Genomic DNA, 20,078 nt, shown 5'->3' with positions numbered 1-20,078 from the left:
GTCCCAGGGAACCCACAGTCGCCGCCGAGGGGGCGCTCAGGTGACCCGCCGCGCGGGACGCAGAACCCACAGAGGGCAGTGAGCCCCTGAGGGGCAGTTAACCCGTGGATTCCTCACTTCGCGTGGCGCCCCGCCGCCAGTCGGACGATGTCCACCCGCGAACGGATCCCCAGCTTGCGGTAGACCCGGGTCAGGGTCGCCTCGACCGTCTTGACGCTGATGAACAGCCGCGCGGCGATCTCCCGGTTGGTCGCGCCCTCCATGACGAGTGCGGCGACCTGACGTTCCATCGAGGCGAGCCCCTCCAGCGCGTCGGCCGGGGGAGCCGTCCGCGGGGGAACGGCGACCGCCGCCGGAGCGCCCGCCGCGATCGCCGCGTCCACCTGACGCAGCCAGGGCAGCGCCCGGCACCGCCGGAACAGCCGCGCCGCCTCGTCGTACGACGTCGGCCCCGGCCGCCCGGTGCGCAGCCGGGCCAGCTCGAACGCCGCCCGTGCCTCCTCCAGGCCGTACCCGAGCTTGGCGAGGCGGTCCTGAACGGACGTCAGCCGGGACAGTGCCGCCTCGTGGTCGCCGAGCGCCGCCCGCACCATGGCCTCCGACCGGTCCAGCACCGCCAGCACGCTCTCCCGGCCGAGCCGGAGCGCGTGCTCGCGCGTCACGTCGATGACGTCCTGCGCCTCGCCCGGCTCGCCGACCCGGACCAGCGCCTCGGCGAGGTCGCCGTGCCAGCGGCCGCGTGCCGGGTCGGTGATGCGCAGTCCTGCCTCGAGCTCGCGCACCCGGCGCAGCGAGCCGACCGCGCCCGCCGCGTCCCCGGCCACCAGCTGGGCGTGGCCCAGCGCGGCCAGGGCGCGCGAGAGGTACATCTGGTCGCCGTCCTCCTCGGCGCGCTCCGCCGCCTCCCGGGCCAGCGCCAGCGCCCGGTCGACGTCGCCGCCGGAAGCCTCGGCGAGGGAGGTCAGCATCGCGGAGGCGCCCAGACCGATGCCGGAGTCCCGGGCCAGCCTGAGGCTCTCGCGGGCCAGGTCGAGGGCGCGTCCGCAGTGCCCGGAGCGCAGCTCGGTCTCGGCGAGGAAGCGCTGGAAGTGCACCTCGCTCTCGACCATGCCGCGCCGGCGCACCTCGCGCAGCAGCGTGGTGATGGTCGACCGGGCCTCGGGGAGCTGGTCGCTCATCATCAGCCAGCGGAACCGGGCCGCGCCGACACCGTTGTGATGGCAGGCCACGTAGGGGTCCTGAGGCTCCTTCAGCGCCCGCTTGATGGTCGCGGGGGCGTTCGGATGGCCCATGAGGGTCTCGGTGGAGGACTGGAACGACAACGCCATCAGCTCGGTGCGCCGGTCGTCGCCGCGCGCGGCCAGCTCCGCCGCGTGCGCGGCCTCCTGCCGGGCCTCGGAGAAGTCGCCCTCGACGATCAGCTTGCGCCAGGCGAGGTGGTAGTGGACCAGGGCGAGCAGCCGGGGGTCGTCGCCGGCGTCGGCGAGGGCCTGCGGAAAGACGGCGTCGACGTCACCGAGGGCCTGCCCGGCCGCCTCGATGACCACCTCCCAGGCGCGGATCCGGTCGGCGGGCACGGTGGCCCGGGTCAGCACCTCGCGCGCGATGTCGCGTCCCAGGTCCACCTCGCCGGCGGTGATCGCGTCCTCGGCGGCCCGCAGCCGGTGTTCGTCCGGGGCGGGGGCGCCGTCCGGCGGGGTGTGCCGGGCGGCGAGCAGTCCGAGGGAGGCGGCGACCGAGGGGGCGCCCCGGTCGCGGGCGAGCGCGGCGGCCTCGGCGAGCCGGGCGGCCACCTCCGGGTCGGTGCCGGTGGTGGCCAGGGCGAGGTTGCGGGCCCGCTCGATCGGATCGGAGGCGGCGGTGGACAGCGCGGCGTGCGCGGCCCGGCGCTCGTGGGCGGGCGCCTCGGCGTACAGCGCGGCCGAGATCAGCGGATGCGCGAACCGTACGGCCGGTCCCTCGGGCTCCGTCGCCAGCAGCCCGAGCGCAGCCGCCTGCGCGGTCTCGGCCTCGGCGTTCTCGCGGCCGGCCGCGTGCAGCAGGGCCAGCGTGGGGCGGGCTCCGGCGCTGGCCACCAGCAGGGTGCGGCGGGCCTCGTCGGACAGCATGTCGAGGCGGCTGAGGACCAGGGCGCGCAGCGAGGTCGGCACCGGCAGGGGCTCGCCCGGCCGGGGCGGCGTCTGGCTCTCGCCGAGGGCGCGGCCCAGTTCCAGGGCGAAGAGGGGGTTGCCGCCGCTGGTGCGGTGGATCTCCCGCATCGTCGAGCGGGGCAGGTCGGTGTAGCCGCGGTGGTCGAGCAGCGCGGAGACCTGGGCGCGGGAGAGAGGGTTGAGGCGGACGGCCAGGGTGTCGGGCGGGGACGCGCGTAGATGACGGTCGTACTCCTGTTCCTCCGTCCGCACCGCGCACAGCAGCTGGACGGGGGTGTCGCCGAGGCGGCGGGCGGCGAAGCCGAGGAGTTCGGCGCTGGCCGAGTCCAGCCACTGGAGGTCGTCGGCGACGAGCAGGACGGGACCCTCGGCGGCGAGGGCGCGCAGGGCCGACAGCACGGCCAGGCGCAGGGCGAGGCCGTCGCGTTGCAGAGTCGATTCGCCGCGGCCGGTGAGCGCCGACTCCAGGGCGGTGCGCTGGGCGGCGGGGAGCTTGTCCGAGATCTCGTCCAGGACGAGGCCGAAGAGGTCCGCCAGGGCCAGGAACGGGAGGTGGGATTCGGACTCGGTCGCCGAGCAGCGCAGGACGGTGCGTGCCGCCTCGCCGTAATCCGCGGCCAATGCCCGCAGCACGGTCGACTTTCCTATTCCGGCCGGGCCGTGCAGCAGCACACTGCCGCCGCGCGCCAGCTGGTCCTGGGCGGCCGTGAACAGCTCGTCCCTGCCGATGACCAGGTCGGGGCGGCATCTGGCAGGCTCCTTGAAGTCCCGTCGCACGGTCACCGCTCCCCTCCGAGTGTCGTGTCCGGGCCAAATTCTAGGCAACGTCCCTTTGAAATTCGGAGGCACGGCGTGGTGAGGCATATAACAACGTGCCGCATAGGGAAATTCATGGCGGCGATGAATGAATGGACGCTTGTCGTGAGGGGCCTCCCTGGCTTGATGTGATCGGTGCTCCCCGGCATCTTGCCCTGTGCGCGCTACGGGCGTGTTGCGCGCCCCGCGTTCAGGGCAGCAGACCCGCCCTGCGGGCGGCGACCACCGCCTCTCCCCGGGTCCGCGCGCCCAGCCTGCGCATCGCCGACCGCAGATAGCCCTTCACCGTCTCCGGGCGCAGCCCCAGCCGCTCGGCGGCCGCCGCGTTGGTCGCCCCCGCCGCCACGCACGCCAGCACGTCCAGCTCACGCGGGGCCAGCACGACCGGCCGCCCGGCCGGCCGCTCCGGCCCCCTCGGGGCCAGCAGCCCGCAGACCGCGAGGAGCTCGGCGCGCAGGACCGGGTCGGAGATCCGCGGGGCCAGGGCGCGCAGGGCCGTGTGCGCCTCGCGCACCTGCTCCCGGTCGGCCCCCGTGCCGGTGCTCGGACCCGGCTCGGCACGCGCGTCGCACGGCCGGGCCGCCGACAGCAGGTCGCGCGCCTCGTCCCCGACCACCAGCGCCTGCTCCACGTCCCGCGCCGCCTGCATCGCCGCCGTCAGCGTCCGGTCGCCGAGCGGCTGGGCCGTCCGCAGGGCGCCGTACAGCACCCCGCGCACCCGGCGCCGTACGATCACCGGGATCGCCAGCACCGAACGCAGGCCCTCCTCGGCGACGGCCGCGTCGTACTCGTGACTGATCTGCCGGGACACGGAGTAGTCGGTCACGGCGCACGGGCGGGCCAGCGCCACCGCCTTGCCGCCGAGACCGTTGCCCGAGGTCACCGCCAGCCCGCGCAGCGCGAGACCGGCCGCCCCGCTGAACTCGCTGATGCGCATCCGCTGCCGCCCCGGCTCCACCAGGCCGCCGAAGGCGACCGGCAGTCCCGTCGCGCGTCGCAGCCGTGCCAGCGCACCGCGAATCTCCACCGTTCCGGCCGCGTCTGCCGCCACGTTCTCGCCCTTTCCGCGCGGCTTGGTGCCGCACACCCCCGTCCGGGGGTAGTGAGACCTGCATCACGGATTACACGATGGCAGAGAGCCGCCCGGCAATGGTCCGGCACCACGGGAGTGAGCCGCGGGGACCGAGAGCGCCCCGCAGACGCACGACCACCAAGCGAGGAGGACGGATGACGTCGGCCACGGAGAGTTTCCGCAGAGCCCGCGACTTCCTGCTGGAACACCGCGAGGACTACACCACCGCCTACGAGCGCTTCGAGTGGCCCCGCCCGGAACACTTCAACTGGGCCCTCGACTGGTTCGACGTCATCGCCGAAGGCAACGGGCGCACCGCCCTGCACATCGTGGAGGAGGACGGCTCCGAGACCCGTCTCACCTTCGCCGAACTGTCGGAGCGCTCCGACCGGGTCGCGAACTGGCTGCGCGGGCGCGGGGTCGCCGCCGAGGACCGCATCCTCGTCATGCTCGGCAACCAGGCCGAACTCTGGGAGACCGCGCTGGCCGCGATGAAGCTGCGCGCCGTCGTCATCCCGGCCACCCCGCTGCTCGGCCCCGCCGACCTCACCGACCGCGTGGAGCGCGGCCGCGTCCGGCACGTCCTCGTCCGGACCGAGGACACCGGCAAGTTCGACGAGGTCCCCGGCGACTACCGGCGCATCGCGGTCGGCGGCGCGCCCGAGGGCTGGGAGCCGTTCGAGGAGGCCCACACCGCCCCGGCCGGCTTCACGCCCGACGGCCCCACCTTCGCCGACGACCCGCTGATGCTGTACTTCACCTCCGGCACGACCGCCCGGCCCAAGCTCGTGGAGCACACCCACACCTCGTACCCGATCGGACACCTGTCCACGATGTACTGGATCGGGCTCCGACCCGGCGACGTGCACCTCAACATCTCCTCGCCCGGCTGGGCCAAGCACGCCTGGTCCAACCTCTTCGCCCCGTGGAACGCCGAAGCGACCGTCTTCATCCACAACTACACCCGCTTCGACCCGGCCCGGCTGATGACCGAGCTGGACCGGGCGGGGGTGACGACCTTCTGCGCACCGCCCACCGTCTGGCGCATGCTCATCCAGGCCGACCTCACCCAGCTGCGCACCCCGCCCCGCGAGGCGGTGGCCGCCGGCGAGCCCCTCAATCCCGAGGTCATCGAGCAGGTGCGCCGCGCCTGGGGGGTGACCGTCCGGGACGGCTTCGGTCAGACCGAGACGGCCGTGCAGATCGCCAACAGCCCCGGACAGCAACTGAAGACCGGCTCGATGGGCCGGCCGAGCCCCGGCTACCGGGTGGAACTCCTCGACCCGGTGTCGGGCGCGCCGGGTGCGCGGGAGGGCGAGATCGCGCTGAACCTGTCGGCCCGGCCGGTCGGCCTGATGACCGGCTACCACGGCGACGCCGACCGCACGGCGGAGGTGATGGCGGGCGGCTACTACCGCACCGGCGACATCGGCAGCCGCGACGAGAACGGCTACCTCACCTACGTGGGCAGGGCCGACGACGTCTTCAAGGCCTCCGACTACAAGATCAGCCCCTTCGAGCTGGAGAGCGCGCTGCTGGAGCACGAGGCGGTCGCCGAGGCGGCCGTCGTCCCCGCCCCGGACGCACTGCGCCTCGCCGTGCCCAAGGCGTACGTCGTCCTCGCCGAGGGCTGGGAGCCGGGCCCCGACACCGCGAAGGTGCTGTTCGAGCACTCCCGTGAGGTCCTCGCCCCCTACAAGCGCGTCCGGCGCCTGGAGTTCGCCCCGCTGCCCAAGACGGTGAGCGGCAAGATCCGCCGGATCGAGCTGCGGGAGGCGACCGAGGCGGGTTCGGCGGACGAGTACCGCGAGGAGGACTTCCGGTGAGCGAGGCGTCTCACCCGCAGGGCGGGGGAGCCTCGCGGGCGCGGGGCCGGGCCGCTTCGGACGCGCCCGGCGAAGCCGTCTCGTACGCCCACGGGACCAGCGGGACCGCGCTGCTCGGGGACACCATCGGGGCCGACCTGGACCGGACGGCGGCTCGTTGGCCGGATCGCGAGGCGCTCGTCGACGTGCCGTCCGGACGGCGCTGGACGTACCGTCAGTTCGTGGCGGACGTCGACCGGCTGTCGTACGCGCTGCTCGCGAGCGGGGTCGCCAAGGGCGACCGGGTGGGCATCTGGGCGGTCAACTGCGCCGAGTGGGTACTGGTCCAGTACGCCACCGCCCGCATCGGCGCAATCATGGTGAACATCAACCCGGCGTACCGCACGCACGAGGTGGAGTACGTCCTCAACCAGGCCGGGATCTCCGTGCTGTTCGCCTCGCTGAGTCACCGGACGAGCGACTACCGGGCGATGGTCGAGGAGGTGCGCGGCAGCTGCCCGCGGCTGCGGGAGACCGTCTACGTCCAAGACCCGAGCTGGGAGGCGATGCTGCGCCGCGGAACGCCCGACCTGCGGGACGAGTTCCGCACGCGACGGGCCGAACTGTCCTGCGACGACCCCGTCAACATCCAGTACACCTCGGGCACCACGGGCTTCCCCAAGGGGGCCACCCTCTCCCACCACAACATTCTCAACAACGGCTACTTCGTGGGCGAGTCGATCGCCTACAGCGAGCAGGACCGGATCTGCGTCCCGGTGCCGTTCTACCACTGCTTCGGCATGGTGATGGGAAACCTCGCGGCCACCTCGCACGGCGCCTGCATCGTCGTCCCGGCCCCGTCCTTCGACCCGAGGGCCACGCTGGAGGCGGTCCAGCGGGAGCGGTGCACCTCCCTGTACGGCGTTCCGACCATGTTCATCGCGGAGTTGAACCTCCCCGACTTCGCGAGCTACGACCTCTCCTCCCTGCGCACCGGCATCATGGCGGGCTCGCCCTGCCCGGCCGAGGTGATGAAGCGGGTGGTCGCCGAGATGAACATGGCGGAGGTGTCGATCTGCTACGGCATGACCGAGACCTCGCCCGTCTCCACCCAGACCCGCCGCGAGGACGACCTGGAGCACCGCACCGGCACGGTGGGCAGCGTCCTGCCGCACATCGAGATCAAGGTCGTCGACCCGGCGACCGGGGTGACCCGGCCCCGGGGCAGCGCGGGCGAGTTGTGCACCCGCGGCTACAGCGTGATGCTCGGTTATTGGGACGAGCCGGAGAAGACCGCCGAGTCGATCGACGCGGGACGCTGGATGCACACCGGGGACCTGGCGGTGATGCGCGAGGACGGTTACGTCGAGATCGTCGGCCGCATCAAGGACATGATCATCCGGGGTGGGGAGAACATCTACCCGCGCGAGATCGAGGAGTTCCTCTACGGCCATCCGAAGATCCGGGACGTGCAGGTCGTCGGCGTCCCGCACGAGAGGTACGGCGAGGAGGTCCTCGCCTGTGTGATCCCGGCCGACGCGGCGGACCCGCCGACGCTCCAGGAGGTGCGCGCCCACTGCGAGGGTCGGCTGGCGCACTACAAGATCCCGAGCAGGCTGCGGGTCATGGAGGCCTTTCCGATGACCGTCTCGGGGAAGGTACGCAAGATCGAGCTGCGGGAGAAGTACGCCCGCTAGCGGTTCGGCGTGGCGCCGCCGTCGCCCTCAGACGCTCCCCGCGTCGAGGGCGTCGGCCATCGCGTTGACCGGCTTCGGGGTGCCCGTGAGATCCAGGACGAAGAGCGGGACGCGCAGTTGGTCGGCCCGGGCGCGGGCGTCGTCGTCGTACCCGGCGAGGGAGAAGTAGACGCAGTCCGCGGACTCCGTCATGGCCGTCAGCCACAGACACTCCACGTCCCGCGGCGAGGCCGGGCGCACGCTGGGGTCCACCTGCGCCACGAGCCCGCGGGCGGCGAGGCCGACGCCGGACGTGGGCCGTTGATCCGCCCGCCGGATGTCCCCGTGCCCGAGCCAGTTCAGATAGAGCGCGGCGGCCGTGACCGCGTCGCGCGCGGTACGGATGGTGACGGGACGGAACGCACGCCGTTGTGTCGCCGGCGCCGTGCGCGCGGGCTTCGGCGGAGGCGGTGTCGATGGCCGTGTCGCGGTCGTCGCGGTGGTTCCCGGCTCCGGCTCGGGGGGCGGGTCGCTCACCGGGAGCCGCAGCACCGCTCCGCAGGCGCAGCCCAGTTCCGGCTGCGGCCACTGGTGCCGCAGGCCGCAGGCGGGACAGCGCAGGGCGACCCACTCGTCGTCCCACGCCCGGTGTACGACGGTCGTCGGCCCCGACCGCCGGTCGAGCACGGGCGTGACGGGAGCACCGCACGCACACGGGTAGGACGGCGCGGTGTAGAGGCGCTCGCGCCGACAGGCCGGGCAGCGCACCGGCACGCTCTCGGGCATGGCCCCATCGTCCTCCTTCGGCCCCCGCTTGTCCGTCTCTTGACGACCTTTGCGCGCCCACCTACATTACTTCCAGATAGCAGAAAATATTTTCCGCATCATGGAAATACGGTTCTCACCGCGGGGCGCGACGGGAGAGCGATTCCGACAGCCGAAGCAGGAGTACTCCATGGCCCGTATGACCGCTGCCCGCGCGGCAGTCGAGATCCTCAAGCGCGAGGGCGTCACCGACGCGTTCGGTGTCCCAGGCGCGGCGATCAACCCCTTCTACGCGGCGCTCGGCGCCGCCGGCGGCATCAACCACACCCTCGCCCGACATGTCGAGGGCGCCTCGCACATGGCCGAGGGCTACACCCGTACCCGCCCGGGCAACATCGGGGTCTGTGTGGGCACCTCCGGTCCGGCCGGAACCGACATGATCACCGGGCTGTACTCCGCCCTCGGCGACTCCGTCCCCATCCTGTGCATCACGGGTCAGGCTCCGACCGCCGTGATCCACAAGGAGGACTTCCAGGCCGTCGACATCGCCTCCATCGCCAAGCCGGTGACCAAGATGGCGGTCACCGTCCTGGAGGCGGCCCAGGTCCCCGGCGTCTTCCAGCAGGCCTTCCATCTCATGCGCTCCGGCCGGCCGGGCCCGGTCCTGATCGACCTGCCGGTCGACGTCCAGCAGACGGAGATCGAGTTCGACGTGGACACATACGAGCCGCTGCCCGTGTACAAGCCGGCCGCGACCCGTGCGCAGATCGAGAAGGCGATCGCGATGCTCAACGCGTCCGCGCGGCCGCTGATCGTCGCGGGCGGTGGTGTCATCACGGCCGACGCCACCGAACTCCTGGTGGAATTCGCCGAGTTGACCGGCACTCCGGTCATCCCGACCCTGATGGGCTGGGGTGCGATCCCCGACGACCATGAGCTCAACGCCGGCATGGTCGGCCTCCAGACCTCGCACCGCTACGGCAACGCGACGTTCCTGGAGTCCGACTTCGTCCTGGGCATCGGCAACCGCTGGGCCAACCGCCACACCGGCCGCCTCGACGTCTACACGGCCGGCCGCACCTTCGTCCACGTCGACGTCGAGCCCACCCAGATCGGCAGGATCTTCGCTCCGGACTACGGGATCGCCTCGGACGCGAAGGCCGCTCTGGAGCTCTTCGTCGAGACGGCAAGGGAGTCGAAGGCGGCAGGCACGCTCCCCGACCGCTCGGCGTGGGCGGCCGCCACGCAGGAGAGGAAGGCCACCCTCCAGCGCCGTACGCACTTCGACGACATCCCGATCAAGCCGCAGCGCGTCTACGAGGAGATGAACAAGGCATTCGGCCCGCAGACGCGGTACGTCACCACCATCGGCCTCTCGCAGATCGCCGGCGCCCAGATGCTGCACGTCCACCGGCCGCGCCACTGGATCAACTGCGGCCAGGCGGGGCCCCTCGGCTGGACGATCCCGGCGGCCCTCGGGGTCGCCAAGGCCGACCCCCAGGCGCAGGTCGTCGCCCTCTCCGGGGACTACGACTTCCAGTTCATGATCGAGGAACTGGCGGTCGGCGCGCAGCACAAGATCCCCTACGTCCATGTCCTCGTCAACAACTCCTACCTGGGGCTGATCCGGCAGGCGCAGCGGGCGTTCGACATCGACTTCCAGGTCAATCTGGAGTTCGAGAACGTCAACTCGCCCGAGCTGGGCGTGTACGGCGTCGATCACGTCAAGGTCGTCGAGGGTCTCGGCTGCAAGGCGATCCGGGTGACGGACCCCGCCGAACTGGGGGCCGCCTTCGAGCAGGCCGGGAAGCTGGCCGCCGAGTTCCAGGTGCCGGTCGTCGTGGAGGCGATCCTGGAGCGCGTCACCAACATCTCGATGAGCGGCACCAACGACATCGGCAACGTGGTCGAGTTCGAGGAACTCGCCACCGAGCCGGGGCATGCGCCGACGTCGATCAGGACGCTGAAGGTCTGACGCGCTTCGTCGTGCGAGAAGGGCGGCCCGTCCGGGGGGAGGGGCCGCCCTTCCTTCTGGCTGCGTTTTCCGTCTCCGTACGCGTCTTCGGTACGAGTCTCCCGTGCGCCTGCGCGGACGCGGTTCCCCTGCGCGTCCCCCGCGCGTACTGCTGCGGGCTCGGTCCGCGCCGCGCCGCCACCTCCGCCGCCGGAGAGGCCGGTGTCGACGTGCCCTACGCCCCGTGCGGCTCCGACAGCCCCGGCCAGTCGTCGGGGCCGCCGCCCCGCCACTCGATGAGGTCGCTCTCCTCCACCTCGATGCGGTCCAGGTCGGCCAGACGCAGGATCTCGACGACGTCGTCGAGATGCGAGGCGACCCCGAGCACGGCATCACCCGAGGTGACCCGGCGGGACCCGTCCAACGCCGGAGGGTGGACCACGATCTGGGGGAACTGCTCCGGATTGCCCATGCCCTCAGCCTCCTGCGGCGGGGGAGGATCCGCACGCCGGAGGAGGAGCGGCACGCCGGAGGGGGGAGTGGCATGCCGGAGGAGGAGCGGCACGCCGGATGCGGAGCGGGACGACCGGGGCGACGCACAGCGCCGGCGCCCCTCGTCGGTCTCGCCGACGGGGGCGCCGGAGCGGAGGGTCCGGGCATGGCCGTCCGACGGCGCGAGGCCGGGCGCGACAGGACGTTCGCGCCGCCGGACGGGGTTCTGCGCGGCTGGACCGCGGCGGGTACGACGGAACCGGGCACGCCTTCCCTCAGGTCGAGAAGGCGGTTCGGTTCCTTCACCACCGCACTGGCTCATACGCCGCCGCGGTCCTCACCCTGCCCGCACGCCACCGACCGGTCACCCCTCATCCGGGCCGTTCGGCTGCTGCGGGCCGCTTGTGCGGTGGGTCGGTTCCGGGCGGCGTCGTCGCCTGGGCGCGACACGACAGATGTCGGCGACGGCGCCGCCCGGAAGCATCAGAGTCGCGCGCCGGAGAGGCGTTCCACGGCTCGCAGCAGGGCCGAGTGGTCCAGCCCGCCGTCGCCCTGCGCACGCAGGCTCGCGACCAGCTGGGCGACCACCGCCCCGACGGGCAGGGCCGCGCCGACGGTGCGGGCGGCGTCCGTCACGATGCCCATGTCCTTGTGGTGCAGGTCGATCCGGAAGCCCGGCTTGAAGTCGCGGGTGAGGAAGTTGTCCTTCTTCCGGGTCAGCACCGTCGAGCCGGCGAGCCCGCCGCCCAGGACGTCCAGCGCCGCCTTCAGGTCCACGCCCGACTTCTCCAGGAAGACCACGGCCTCGGCGCACGCCTGGATGTTCACGGCGACGATCAGCTGGTTGGCGGCCTTCACGGTCTGGCCCGAACCGTGCGGACCGCACAGCACGACGGTCTTGCCGAGCGCCTCGAAGACGGGCCGGGCCTCGTCGAAGTCGGCCTGCTCGCCGCCCACCATGATGGACAGCACGGCCTCGACGGCGCCGGCCTCCCCGCCGGAGACGGGGGCGTCGAGCACCCGGACGCCCCTGTCCTTCGCCGCGCGTGCCAGGTCGATCGAGGTCTGCGGGGTGATCGAGGACATGTCGATCAGAAGCGCTCCGGACCGCGCGTTCTCCAGAATGCCTTCGGGCCCGTGGGCGATGGCCTCGACCTGCGGGGAGGCGGGCACCATCGTGATCACGACGTCGGCGTCACGGACCGCCTCGGCGACGGACCCCGCGGCACGGCCGCCGGCGGCGGCCAGCCGGTCCAGCTTGTCCTGCTCCAGGGTGAAGCCGGTGACGTCGTAGCCCGCCTTGACGAGGTTCTCGGACATCGGGGAGCCCATGATGCCGAGGCCTATCCAGGCGATCTTGGGAAGTGCGTTGCTCATCGGGGGTGCCTCTCGGTACGGGGGTGTCAGCGGGACAGCCAGTCGAAGGCCTCGGCGCTCGGACGGTCGCCCGGCTTGTACTCCAGGCCGACCCAGCCGTCGTATCCGGCCTTCCGCAGCCGGTCGAGGAGGTCCTCGAGGGGCAGCGAGCCCGTGCCCGGCGCGCCGCGGCCCGGGTTGTCGGCGATCTGTACATGGCCGGTCCTCGACGCGTACCGCTCGATCACCGACGGCAGGTCCTCGCCGTTCATCGACAGGTGGTAGAGGTCCATCAGGAACTTCGCGTTGCCGAGCCCCGTCGCGTCGTTGACCTTGTCGACGATCCCGATCGCGGCCGGCGCGCTCACCAGCGGGTACCGGGGCGACTCGGGCCGGTTCAGCGCCTCGACGAGCAGGATCGCGCCGATCCGGCTCGCGGCCCGGGCCGCGAGGACCAGGTTCTCCAGCGCGAGCGCGTCCTGCTCGGCCGGGTCCAGGCCGTCGACGCGGTTGCCGTACAGCGCGTTGAGCGCGCCGCAGCCCAGGGACTGCGCGAAGTCGGCGGCCACGTCGATGTTGGCGCGGAACCGCTCCGACTCCTCCCCGGGCAGCGACAGGGCGCCCCGGTCGGGGCCGGGGAGCCGTCCGGCGTAGAAGTTGAGGCCCGTGAGCCGGACGCCCGCGTCCTCGACCGCCTTCTTCAGGGCGTCGAGCTCGGACCGCTCGGGAGTGGGGGAGTCGACCCAGGGCCACCACAGCTCGACCGCGGTGAAGCCGGCCGCGGCGGCGGCCGCGGGGCGCTCCAGGAGCGGCAGTTCGGTGAAGAGGATCGACAGGTTGACGTTGAAGCGCTGGTCTTCGAAGCCCATGGGGTTCCGCGCTCCCTTCCGTATCGAGTATTTCCGTATTGCGGAAGTTGTTTTCTGCTTGTTGGAAGATTGCCGCTCGCTCGGGCGGCTTGTCAAGGGGACGCGGAAGCGTCCGGGCCCGGCTGCGGCGGAATCCCGAGTCCCGGGTGATCGGTCCGTCCGGTCCGTTAAGGTCGGGGTACGGGTGCCGAAGGTCCGGTCCCGTTCAGAGAGGTGTGGGGCACGATGCGACTGAAAGTGGAGTTCACCACCGAGCCCTTCGACCTCGACGAGGCACCCGCGCACGCGCTGGTCGCCCGTGCGGTGATCGAGGCGGCCGACCTGGACACGGTGGACGTCGGGCCGTTCGGCAACACCGTGGAGGGCGCCGCCGACGCGGTGCTCGGCGCCGTGGACGCCCTGCTGCGCGAGTCCCTCGGCGCGGGCGCCACCCGCATCTCGCTCCAGGTCAACGTCCTCGGGGACGCCGACGGGAACGCGGGCGGAGGCGTCGACGGTGACGTCATCGGGGAGGGCGCGTGAGCACCTCCGGTGACGAGGCCTTCATCGCGGCCGTGAAGCCGCTGGTCGACGCGATGGGCGGCGAGATGCTCCCGCCCGACGAGGCCGGCGCCGATGACGTCGTGCTCTCCTGGGACGGTGTCGACACCGTCGCCGTCCGCCTGCCACAGCTCGCCGACTCCCTCGACCACATCCTGGCCGCCATGGAGCGCCGGAAGGGCAAGCCGCTCGCCGACCTGGACCGCAAGGCCAAGCAGGAGGTGGTGCGGATACTCGAGGCGCGCGGCGCCTTCTCCGTACGCCACGGCGTGGAGACCGTGGCGAGCGCGCTCGGGGTGAGCCGCTTCACGGTCTACAACTATCTCAACCGGGAGAAGGACGCCTGAGCGCCCTCTCCGGGACGTCTCCGGGCGCGTTCCCGGAGTGCGCCCCCCAAGGTCGATGGGGGCAATGGCGGGCCACGGGTTTCGTTACCCGGAATTTTCAACAAAGTGTTGACGCGGTGTCGCGGCAAGGCGTTAGCTGGCCGCAGCCCGCTCAAGCACGAAGGCCGTCCCGCGGCCACGGAGGCTCCCGTGACTTCGACTTCCCCACCGCCGGGCCTGGCCCGGTTCAACGCCCTCGAGGAGTCCGCGGCCCTCGCCGCGCTCCACGAGGCGTGCGCCTCCGAGGCGTGGGCCACCCGACTGCTCGTGGCCCGCCCCTACGCCACCGTCGCCGACCTGTACACCGTCAGCGACGCGGCCATGGCCGACCTGACCGCCGCGGACCTGGCTGAGGCGATGGCCGGGCACCCGCCGATCGGCCGCCCCAGACCCGGCGACCCGACCTCGGCCCGCGAACAGCGCGGCATGGCCGGCGCCACCGAGGAGCTCAAGGCCGAGATGCTCGAACTGAACCTGGCCTACCAGGAGAAGTTCGGCCACGTCTTCCTGATCTGCGCCACCGGCCGCACCGGCGAGCAGATGCGCGACGCGGTCGAGGAGCGGATCGGCAACGCGCCGGACCAGGAGCGGGAGATCGTCCGCGTCGAACTGGGCAAGATCAACCGTATCCGCCTCGCCCGACTCGTCGAAGAGGACCGAGACACCCCATGAGCACCAGCACCACCGCATCGGTGTCCACCCACATCCTGGACACCTCCGTCGGCCGGCCCGCCGAGGGCGTCGCCGTCCACCTCTCCGCCCGCCCGGGCCAGGGCGCCCACCACGGGCAAGGGGCGGACTGGCAGGCGCTCGGCGGTTCCGCGACCGACGCGGACGGCCGGTGCAAGGACCTGCCGGCGCTGCCGGAGGGAACCACCCATGTACGGCTCGACTTCGCCGTGGAGGCGTATTTCGAGCGATCCGAGAAGAAGCAAGCCGATGCGCAGCAGGACGCCCCCGCGAATCGGGACAGCGGTGCCACAGAAGTGTTCTTCCCGGAGGTGGCGATCACCTTCGCCGTCAGGCCCGGCGAGCACTACCACGTACCGCTGCTGCTCAACCCGTTCGGCTACTCCGTTTACCGAGGGAGCTAGCTAGATGCCCACCTATCTGGGACAGAACCAGTACGGCAAGGCCGAGAACCGAGTCGTGAAGATCACGCGGGCCGGCGCCACCCACCACATCAAGGACCTCAACGTCTCCGTGTCGCTGAGCGGCGACATGGACGAGGTCCACTACTCCGGCTCGAACGCCAACGTCCTGCCGACCGACACCACCAAGAACACGGTGTACGCGTTCGCCAAGGAGCACGGCATCGAGTCCGCCGAGCAGTTCGGCATCCACCTCGCCCGCCACTTCGTGACCTCGCAGGAACCGATCAGGACCGCGCGGATCCGTATCGAGGAGTACACCTGGGAGCGGATCGGGACGCCCGGCGAGGACGAGCACTCCTTCGTCCGCCAGGGCCAGGAGACCCGCCTGACCCAGATCACGTACGACGGCTCCTCCTGGGAGGTCGTCTCCGGCCTCAAGGACCTGACCGTCATGAACTCGACGAACTCCGAGTTCTGGGGCTACGTCAAGGACAAGTACACGACCCTGCCCGAGGCGCACGACCGCATCCTGGCCACCGAGGTGTCCAGCCGCTGGCGCTTCAACTGGTCCGACGACGCCCAGCGGACGCCGGACTGGGAGGAGTCGTACGCCCAGGTCAAGAAGCACCTCCTGCTGGCCTTCGCGCAGACGTACTCCCTCTCCCTCCAGCAGACCCTCTACGCCATGGGCGCGCGGATCATCGACCACCGCGCCGAGATCGACGAGGTCCGGTTCTCGCTCCCCAACAAGCACCACTTCCTGGTCGACCTGAAGCCGTTCGGGCTGAAGAACGACACCGCCGACGGAGCCGTCTACCTCGCCGCCGACCGTCCCTACGGCCTGATCGAGGCCACCGTGCTGCGGGACGGCTGCGAGGCGAGGATCCCGGTGGACCTCACCAACCTCTGAACCGCCACCCTCTCGGCACCCGTGGCCGGCGAGCCCGCGCCTCCGGCCACGGCACTCAAACTTTCAGGGTCCTGCCGTGCCCTCTCGACCAGAGTCCACTGAGTGAAAAGGACGAAACCATGGCAGCAGACCGGCGCATCGTCATCGAGAACTGTTCGATCGCGACCGTCGACGCGCTAGACACCGAGTACGCGAACGGGCACCTCGTCCTCGCGGGCAACCGGATCGAGTCGCTCGGCGCGGGCAGGGCCCCGGAGGGCCTGGAGAACGTCGAACTCCGCATCGACGCCACCGGGCACCTGGTCACCCCCGGCCTGGTCAACACCCACCACCACTTCTACCAGTGGATCACCCGGGGCCTGGCCACCGACCACAACCTCTTCGACTGGCTCGTCGCCCTCTACCCCACCTGGGCGCGCATCGACGAGCAGATGGTCCGCGCGGCCGCCCAGGGCTCCCTCGCGATGATGGCCCGCGGCGGCGTCACCACCGCCATGGACCACCACTACGTCTTCCCGAAGGGCTCCGGCGACCTGTCCGGCGCGATCATCGGCGCCGCCCGCGACATGGGCGTCCGCTTCACCCTCGCCCGAGGCTCCATGGACCGCAGCGAGAAGGACGGCGGCCTGCCCCCGGACTTCGCCGTCGAGACGCTGGAGGACGCCCTCGCCGCCACCGAGGAGACCGTCGGGCAGCACCACGACACCTCCTTCGACGCCATGACCCAGGTGGCCGTCGCCCCCTGCTCGCCCTTCTCCGTGTCGACCGAACTGATGCGCCAGGGCGTCGAGTTGGCCCGCCGTCTCGGCGTGCGCCTGCACACCCACGGCTCGGAGACGGTCGAGGAGGAGAAGTTCTGCCACGAGCTGTTCGGCATGGGCCCGACCGACTACTTCGAGTCCACCGGCTGGCTCGGCGAGGACGTGTGGATGGCGCACTGCGTCCACATGAACGACTCCGACATCGACGCCTTCGCCCGGACGAAAACGGGCGTCGCCCACTGTCCGTCGTCCAACGCCCGTCTGGCGGCCGGTATCGCCCGCGTCCCGGACATGCTGGCGGCCGGCGTCCCGGTCGGCCTCGGGGTCGACGGCACGGCGTCCAACGAGTCCGGCGAACTCCACACCGAGCTGCGCAACGCCCTGCTCGTCAACCGCCTCGGAGCCCATCGTGAAGCCGCCCTGAACGCCCGTCAGGCGCTGCGCCTCGGTACGTTCGGCGGCGCCCAGGTGCTGGGCCGCGCCGCCCAGATCGGCTCCCTGGAGCCGGGCAAGCTGGCCGACCTGGTGCTGTGGAAGCTGGACACCCTCGCCCACGCCTCCATCGCCGACCCGGTCACCGCCCTGGTCTTCGGCGCGGCCGCTCCCGTCACCGCCTCCTTCGTGAACGGCCGTCGGATCGTCGAGAACAGCCGCCTGCTGCACGCCGACGAGGACGCGATCGCCCGCTCGACGAGGGAGGAGGCCCGGCGGCTGGCGCGAATCGCCGCACAGGGCTGAACGCTCCCTGCCCGTAAGGGACTTGCTTCCCACGGGCGGGCACCGGACTCCGGTCGAGGGGGACGGCCCTCGACCGGGAGCCACGGACCTCCGAGCGGGGTCCGTGGTGGCCGTGACCGGGGCGCGCGCGGACGCGCGTGCCCCGGAACGGTTCCTCACCGTCCCGGTCGGTTTCCAGGTACCTCCATGACCGCCAGGTGCGGAACGCGACGGACGTGACCCACCCGATGGGGGCGGGGGAAGGGCTCACCGGGTCGGCCCGGGCCCCGGCCACGCCATGAGGTTCGCGAGCAGCTCGGCCTGCTCGACGGCGTCGTCCAGCGCATGGTGCGTGTGAGGACGCCTCGACAGCAGGTGCGCCGGCATCGTCCGCTTCGCCACCGCCCGCAGCGGCAGTCCCGCCTTGGTGGCGTACAGCGTCTTCATGTCGAGGCAGCCGGAGTGCCCGAAGGGGCTCTCGCCGGTGAAACGGATCAGGTACCAGTAGAGGAACGTCCAGTCGTACGACGCCGGATAGCCGCACATCACCGGCTGGGCGTCCCCGCTCACCTCGCGCACCCAGTCGGTGAACCGGGCCAGCGCCGGGCCGGGTTCGAGCCCCTCCTCGGCCAGCCGCTTCCGGTCGAGTCCGCTCACGGCCAGTGCCTCGGGGTCGAACTCGGCGCTGATCGGACGCAGTTCCCGGTAGAAGGTCTGCCGGGTGGGATCGGCCGCGGTGAACCCGTCGACGTCCTGCCGTCCCGCGACCGCCGCGCCCAGGCTCAGCAGCGAGTACGGTCCCGGGATCGGACCGTCCGCCTCGATGTCGACGGAGATGTAGAGGCTGGGTTTCACACGGCGTGCCATGGGACCGGAGCATCGCAGGTCCGCACGGGGTGCCGCATCCGGATTCAGCGCCGGCGGAACGCCTGGCAGGGCGTGGCCCGGGGCAGCCGCCCGGTGAAGAACGCCCGGGGCGGGACGCCCATCAGGGTGCGGAAGTCGGCCGTCATGTGCGACTGGTCGTAGTAGCCGGTGGCGGCGGCGAGTTCGGCCCACGGGGCGGAGGACGCGTGGGTGAGGACATGGCGCACCCGGTCGATGCGGGCGTAGTGCTTGGGGGAGACGCCCACGCCGTCCGCGAACAGCTTGCGCAACTGGCGCTCGCTGACGGCGAGTTCGCGGGCCACGTCCCGCACCGGGGCGGGGGTGCGGTGCCGACGGGTCGACAGGGCGTCGACGGCGGCCCGCAGCAGCCGTTCGCGTGAGCCGTCCTCGGCGGGCGGGAGCAGATCCGCCAGACGTGCCGTGATCCCGTCCCGCTCGACCTCGGTCAGCTCGCGGGCCAGGCGCCGGGCCGCCCCGGCCGGCAGGTCGCCGAGCGGGACCACCCGGCCGACGAGGTCCACCGCGGCCACGCCGAACAGCGGTCCCACCGCCCCTGTTTCCAGGCGCAGTTGCACGCACGACACCACCCGCTTGTTCGGGTCCGTGTGGTACGAGGCACGGGTGCGCGGACCGACGACCAGCGTGTCGCGCCGCCCGTTCGCCTCCTCACGGACGACCACCTTCGTGGCCGTGTCCGGCATGTGCGCGAAGGCGTCGTCGAGGGGGCGGTCGACCGCGACCGTCCCGATGCCGGTGATCCAGGGGCGCAGCGCGGCGGGGACGGGCAGGGTCTGCTCGGACGGGGACGGCGGATCCGCCGGACCCGCGGGACTGTTGGTCACGCTCCCACGGTAAGCGCGTCACGGGTCGCTCCGGGCGGCCGAAGCGTGCCGGAATTTCCTAGAGACGCGGCGAGGCCGGGCGGCAGCGTGGTCGGCATGATTCTCGTGACCGGTGCCACGGGCACCATCGGCAGCCAACTCCTGCGACACCTGGCGGCGCGCGGTGAGAAGGTGCGCGCCCTGACTCGCGACCCGGCGAGGGCCGTGGTGCCTTCGGAGGTCGAGGTGGCACGTGGGGACTACCTCGACCGGCCCTCGCTGGAGAGGGCGATGTCCGGAGTGGCGGCAGCCTTCCTGGTGGGCCTGCCCGGACCGTCCGTGCAGCACGACGGCGCCCTGGTGGCGGCGGCACGGGCCGCGGGCGTGGGCCGGCTGGTCAAGCTGTCCGCGATCGCCACCGGTGATCCCGAGGTGGGCCCGGGAGGGGAGTGGCACGTCGAGGGCGAGCGGGCCGTCCGGGAGAGCGGGGCACAGTGGGTGGTGCTTCGGCCGTCCTCCTTCGCCTCCAACACCCTCGCCTGGGCGCAGGCGATCGGGGCCGGCGAGCCGGTGCCCAACCTGAGCGGCGACGGACTCCAGGGCGTCGTCGATCCGCGGGACGTGGCCGAGGCGGCGGCCGTGGCCCTCCTCGACGAGCGGTGGGCGGGACGGACGTACACGCTGACCGGGCCCGAGACCATCAGCGTGCCCGGCCAGGCCGCCGTCCTCGCGGACGTCCTCGGTCGCCCGGTGACGACACACGACCTCGCCCCGGACGAGGTGCGTGAGCACCTCCTCGGCTGGGGGCAGGGCGAAGCGGTCGCGGACGGAGTCGCGAAGGGTTCCGCCTACGTCCGCCGGGGCGGGAACGCCGTCGTCACCGAGGATGTGCCTGAGCTGCTGGGACGCCCGGCGCGGACCTACCGGGAATGGGCCCGGGACCACCGGGAGGCGTTCGGCGCGGGGTGAGCGAGCGAGGGTGGGGCGGGGGCGGAAGCGGCGGTGC

18 protein-coding genes are annotated in these 20,078 nt (G+C 72.1%); 10 read left to right on the top strand and 8 right to left on the bottom strand.

Annotated features, from left to right (window positions below; all coding sequences use genetic code 11):
• Positions 1 to 113 precede the first annotated feature (113 nt).
• The gene (locus ACIPFH_RS24640; RefSeq protein ID WP_401829434.1) at positions 114 to 2,933 is read right to left on the bottom strand and encodes an AAA family ATPase; all 2,820 of its coding nucleotides are present in this window, start codon (positions 2,931 to 2,933) and stop codon (positions 114 to 116) included.
• Positions 2,934 to 3,156: 223 nt separating this feature from the next.
• Complete coding sequence (locus ACIPFH_RS24635) at positions 3,157 to 4,017, bottom strand: response regulator transcription factor (protein ID WP_401829433.1); 861 nt, start codon at positions 4,015 to 4,017, stop codon at positions 3,157 to 3,159.
• A 176-nt stretch (positions 4,018 to 4,193) separates the two neighbouring features.
• On the opposite strand from ACIPFH_RS24635, the gene ACIPFH_RS24630 reads away from it, so the two are divergent.
• Positions 4,194 to 5,864: an AMP-binding protein gene (locus ACIPFH_RS24630; protein ID WP_401829430.1), complete on the top strand. Its 1,671-nt coding sequence runs from the start codon at positions 4,194 to 4,196 to the stop codon at positions 5,862 to 5,864.
• 110 nt (positions 5,865 to 5,974) lie between these two features.
• Positions 5,975 to 7,540 (top strand): AMP-binding protein, encoded by a 1,566-nt coding sequence (locus ACIPFH_RS24625; RefSeq protein ID WP_401830213.1) that lies wholly within the window; start codon positions 5,975 to 5,977, stop codon positions 7,538 to 7,540.
• Between the two features lie 27 nt (positions 7,541 to 7,567).
• Here the strand turns inward: ACIPFH_RS24625 and ACIPFH_RS24620 are convergent, their stop codons facing one another.
• Positions 7,568 to 8,305: a hypothetical protein gene (locus ACIPFH_RS24620; protein WP_401829428.1), complete on the bottom strand. Its 738-nt coding sequence runs from the start codon at positions 8,303 to 8,305 to the stop codon at positions 7,568 to 7,570.
• A gap of 169 nt (positions 8,306 to 8,474) precedes the next feature.
• On the opposite strand from ACIPFH_RS24620, the gene gcl reads away from it, so the two are divergent.
• Entirely contained in the window at positions 8,475 to 10,259 is a 1,785-nt protein-coding gene (gene gcl, locus ACIPFH_RS24615; protein WP_401829427.1) for a glyoxylate carboligase, read from the top strand.
• Positions 10,260 to 10,473: 214 nt separating this feature from the next.
• On the opposite strand, the gene ACIPFH_RS24610 is transcribed toward gcl, so the two are convergent.
• The 3 genes from ACIPFH_RS24610 to ACIPFH_RS24600 all read right to left on the bottom strand — a co-directional run bounded on the left by ACIPFH_RS24610 (position 10,474) and on the right by ACIPFH_RS24600 (position 12,955).
• Positions 10,474 to 10,710, bottom strand: a complete 237-nt coding sequence (locus ACIPFH_RS24610) for a hypothetical protein (RefSeq protein ID WP_401829425.1) — start codon at positions 10,708 to 10,710, stop codon at positions 10,474 to 10,476.
• Positions 10,711 to 11,213: 503 nt separating this feature from the next.
• Positions 11,214 to 12,107: a 2-hydroxy-3-oxopropionate reductase gene (locus ACIPFH_RS24605; RefSeq protein ID WP_401829422.1), complete on the bottom strand. Its 894-nt coding sequence runs from the start codon at positions 12,105 to 12,107 to the stop codon at positions 11,214 to 11,216.
• Between the two features lie 26 nt (positions 12,108 to 12,133).
• Positions 12,134 to 12,955, bottom strand: a complete 822-nt coding sequence (locus tag ACIPFH_RS24600; protein ID WP_401829420.1) for a TIM barrel protein — start codon at positions 12,953 to 12,955, stop codon at positions 12,134 to 12,136.
• 225 nt (positions 12,956 to 13,180) lie between these two features.
• Here ACIPFH_RS24600 and ACIPFH_RS24595 point away from each other — a divergent pair, with 225 nt between their 5' ends.
• The 6 genes from ACIPFH_RS24595 to ACIPFH_RS24570 all read left to right on the top strand — a co-directional run bounded on the left by ACIPFH_RS24595 (position 13,181) and on the right by ACIPFH_RS24570 (position 17,384).
• A complete protein-coding gene (locus ACIPFH_RS24595) occupies positions 13,181 to 13,477 on the top strand; it encodes a hypothetical protein (protein WP_356263528.1) in 297 nt (98 codons plus the stop codon).
• Entirely contained in the window at positions 13,474 to 13,842 is a 369-nt protein-coding gene (locus tag ACIPFH_RS24590) for a helix-turn-helix domain-containing protein (RefSeq protein WP_356263526.1), read from the top strand. The genes ACIPFH_RS24595 and ACIPFH_RS24590 overlap by 4 nt, the downstream gene beginning before the upstream one ends.
• A 189-nt stretch (positions 13,843 to 14,031) precedes the next feature.
• Complete coding sequence (uraD, locus tag ACIPFH_RS24585) at positions 14,032 to 14,553, top strand: 2-oxo-4-hydroxy-4-carboxy-5-ureidoimidazoline decarboxylase (RefSeq protein WP_401829417.1); 522 nt, start codon at positions 14,032 to 14,034, stop codon at positions 14,551 to 14,553.
• Complete coding sequence (uraH, locus tag ACIPFH_RS24580; protein ID WP_356263521.1) at positions 14,550 to 14,975, top strand: hydroxyisourate hydrolase; 426 nt, start codon at positions 14,550 to 14,552, stop codon at positions 14,973 to 14,975. Before uraD ends, uraH begins: the two co-directional genes overlap by 4 nt.
• Before the next feature lie 4 nt (positions 14,976 to 14,979).
• Positions 14,980 to 15,885 (top strand): factor-independent urate hydroxylase, encoded by a 906-nt coding sequence (gene pucL, locus ACIPFH_RS24575; RefSeq protein ID WP_401829414.1) that lies wholly within the window; start codon positions 14,980 to 14,982, stop codon positions 15,883 to 15,885.
• Between the two features lie 119 nt (positions 15,886 to 16,004).
• Entirely contained in the window at positions 16,005 to 17,384 is a 1,380-nt protein-coding gene (locus tag ACIPFH_RS24570; protein ID WP_401829412.1) for an 8-oxoguanine deaminase, read from the top strand.
• A 246-nt stretch (positions 17,385 to 17,630) separates the two neighbouring features.
• On the opposite strand, the gene ACIPFH_RS24565 is transcribed toward ACIPFH_RS24570, so the two are convergent.
• Together ACIPFH_RS24565 and ACIPFH_RS24560 are read right to left on the bottom strand one after the other, a co-directional pair.
• On the bottom strand, positions 17,631 to 18,230 hold the full coding sequence (locus ACIPFH_RS24565; RefSeq protein WP_401829410.1) for an exonuclease: 600 nt from the start codon (positions 18,228 to 18,230) through the stop codon (positions 17,631 to 17,633).
• A 44-nt stretch (positions 18,231 to 18,274) separates the two neighbouring features.
• The gene (locus ACIPFH_RS24560) at positions 18,275 to 19,093 is read right to left on the bottom strand and encodes a helix-turn-helix domain-containing protein (protein ID WP_401829407.1); all 819 of its coding nucleotides are present in this window, start codon (positions 19,091 to 19,093) and stop codon (positions 18,275 to 18,277) included.
• Positions 19,094 to 19,189: 96 nt separating this feature from the next.
• On the opposite strand from ACIPFH_RS24560, the gene ACIPFH_RS24555 reads away from it, so the two are divergent.
• The gene (locus ACIPFH_RS24555) at positions 19,190 to 20,041 is read left to right on the top strand and encodes an NAD(P)H-binding protein (protein ID WP_401829405.1); all 852 of its coding nucleotides are present in this window, start codon (positions 19,190 to 19,192) and stop codon (positions 20,039 to 20,041) included.
• Positions 20,042 to 20,078 lie beyond the last annotated feature (37 nt).

The organism is Streptomyces sp. NPDC088157, assembly GCF_044741545.1.
In the GTDB taxonomy this organism is placed as follows: Bacteria; Actinomycetota; Actinomycetes; order Streptomycetales; family Streptomycetaceae; genus Streptomyces.
The sequence above is the reverse complement of the archived record's forward strand: the minus strand, read 5'-3'. Positions and strand labels throughout refer to the sequence as shown.

What these genes read in the sequence shown, in the direction of transcription:
- ACIPFH_RS24630 (WP_401829430.1), top strand. Translation starts at nt 4,194, where the DNA reads ATGACGTCGGCCACGGAGAGTTTCCGCAGAGCCCGCGACTTCCTGCTG.
- ACIPFH_RS24620 (WP_401829428.1), bottom strand. Translation starts at nt 8,305, where the DNA reads ATGCCCGAGAGCGTGCCGGTGCGCTGCCCGGCCTGTCGGCGCGAGCGC.
- gcl (WP_401829427.1), top strand. Translation starts at nt 8,475, where the DNA reads ATGGCCCGTATGACCGCTGCCCGCGCGGCAGTCGAGATCCTCAAGCGC.
- ACIPFH_RS24610 (WP_401829425.1), bottom strand. Translation starts at nt 10,710, where the DNA reads ATGGGCAATCCGGAGCAGTTCCCCCAGATCGTGGTCCACCCTCCGGCG.
- ACIPFH_RS24605 (WP_401829422.1), bottom strand. Translation starts at nt 12,107, where the DNA reads ATGAGCAACGCACTTCCCAAGATCGCCTGGATAGGCCTCGGCATCATG.
- ACIPFH_RS24600 (WP_401829420.1), bottom strand. Translation starts at nt 12,955, where the DNA reads ATGGGCTTCGAAGACCAGCGCTTCAACGTCAACCTGTCGATCCTCTTC.
- ACIPFH_RS24595 (WP_356263528.1), top strand. Translation starts at nt 13,181, where the DNA reads ATGCGACTGAAAGTGGAGTTCACCACCGAGCCCTTCGACCTCGACGAG.
- uraH (WP_356263521.1), top strand. Translation starts at nt 14,550, where the DNA reads ATGAGCACCAGCACCACCGCATCGGTGTCCACCCACATCCTGGACACC.
- pucL (WP_401829414.1), top strand. Translation starts at nt 14,980, where the DNA reads ATGCCCACCTATCTGGGACAGAACCAGTACGGCAAGGCCGAGAACCGA.
- ACIPFH_RS24570 (WP_401829412.1), top strand. Translation starts at nt 16,005, where the DNA reads ATGGCAGCAGACCGGCGCATCGTCATCGAGAACTGTTCGATCGCGACC.
- ACIPFH_RS24565 (WP_401829410.1), bottom strand. Translation starts at nt 18,230, where the DNA reads ATGGCACGCCGTGTGAAACCCAGCCTCTACATCTCCGTCGACATCGAG.
- ACIPFH_RS24555 (WP_401829405.1), top strand. Translation starts at nt 19,190, where the DNA reads ATGATTCTCGTGACCGGTGCCACGGGCACCATCGGCAGCCAACTCCTG.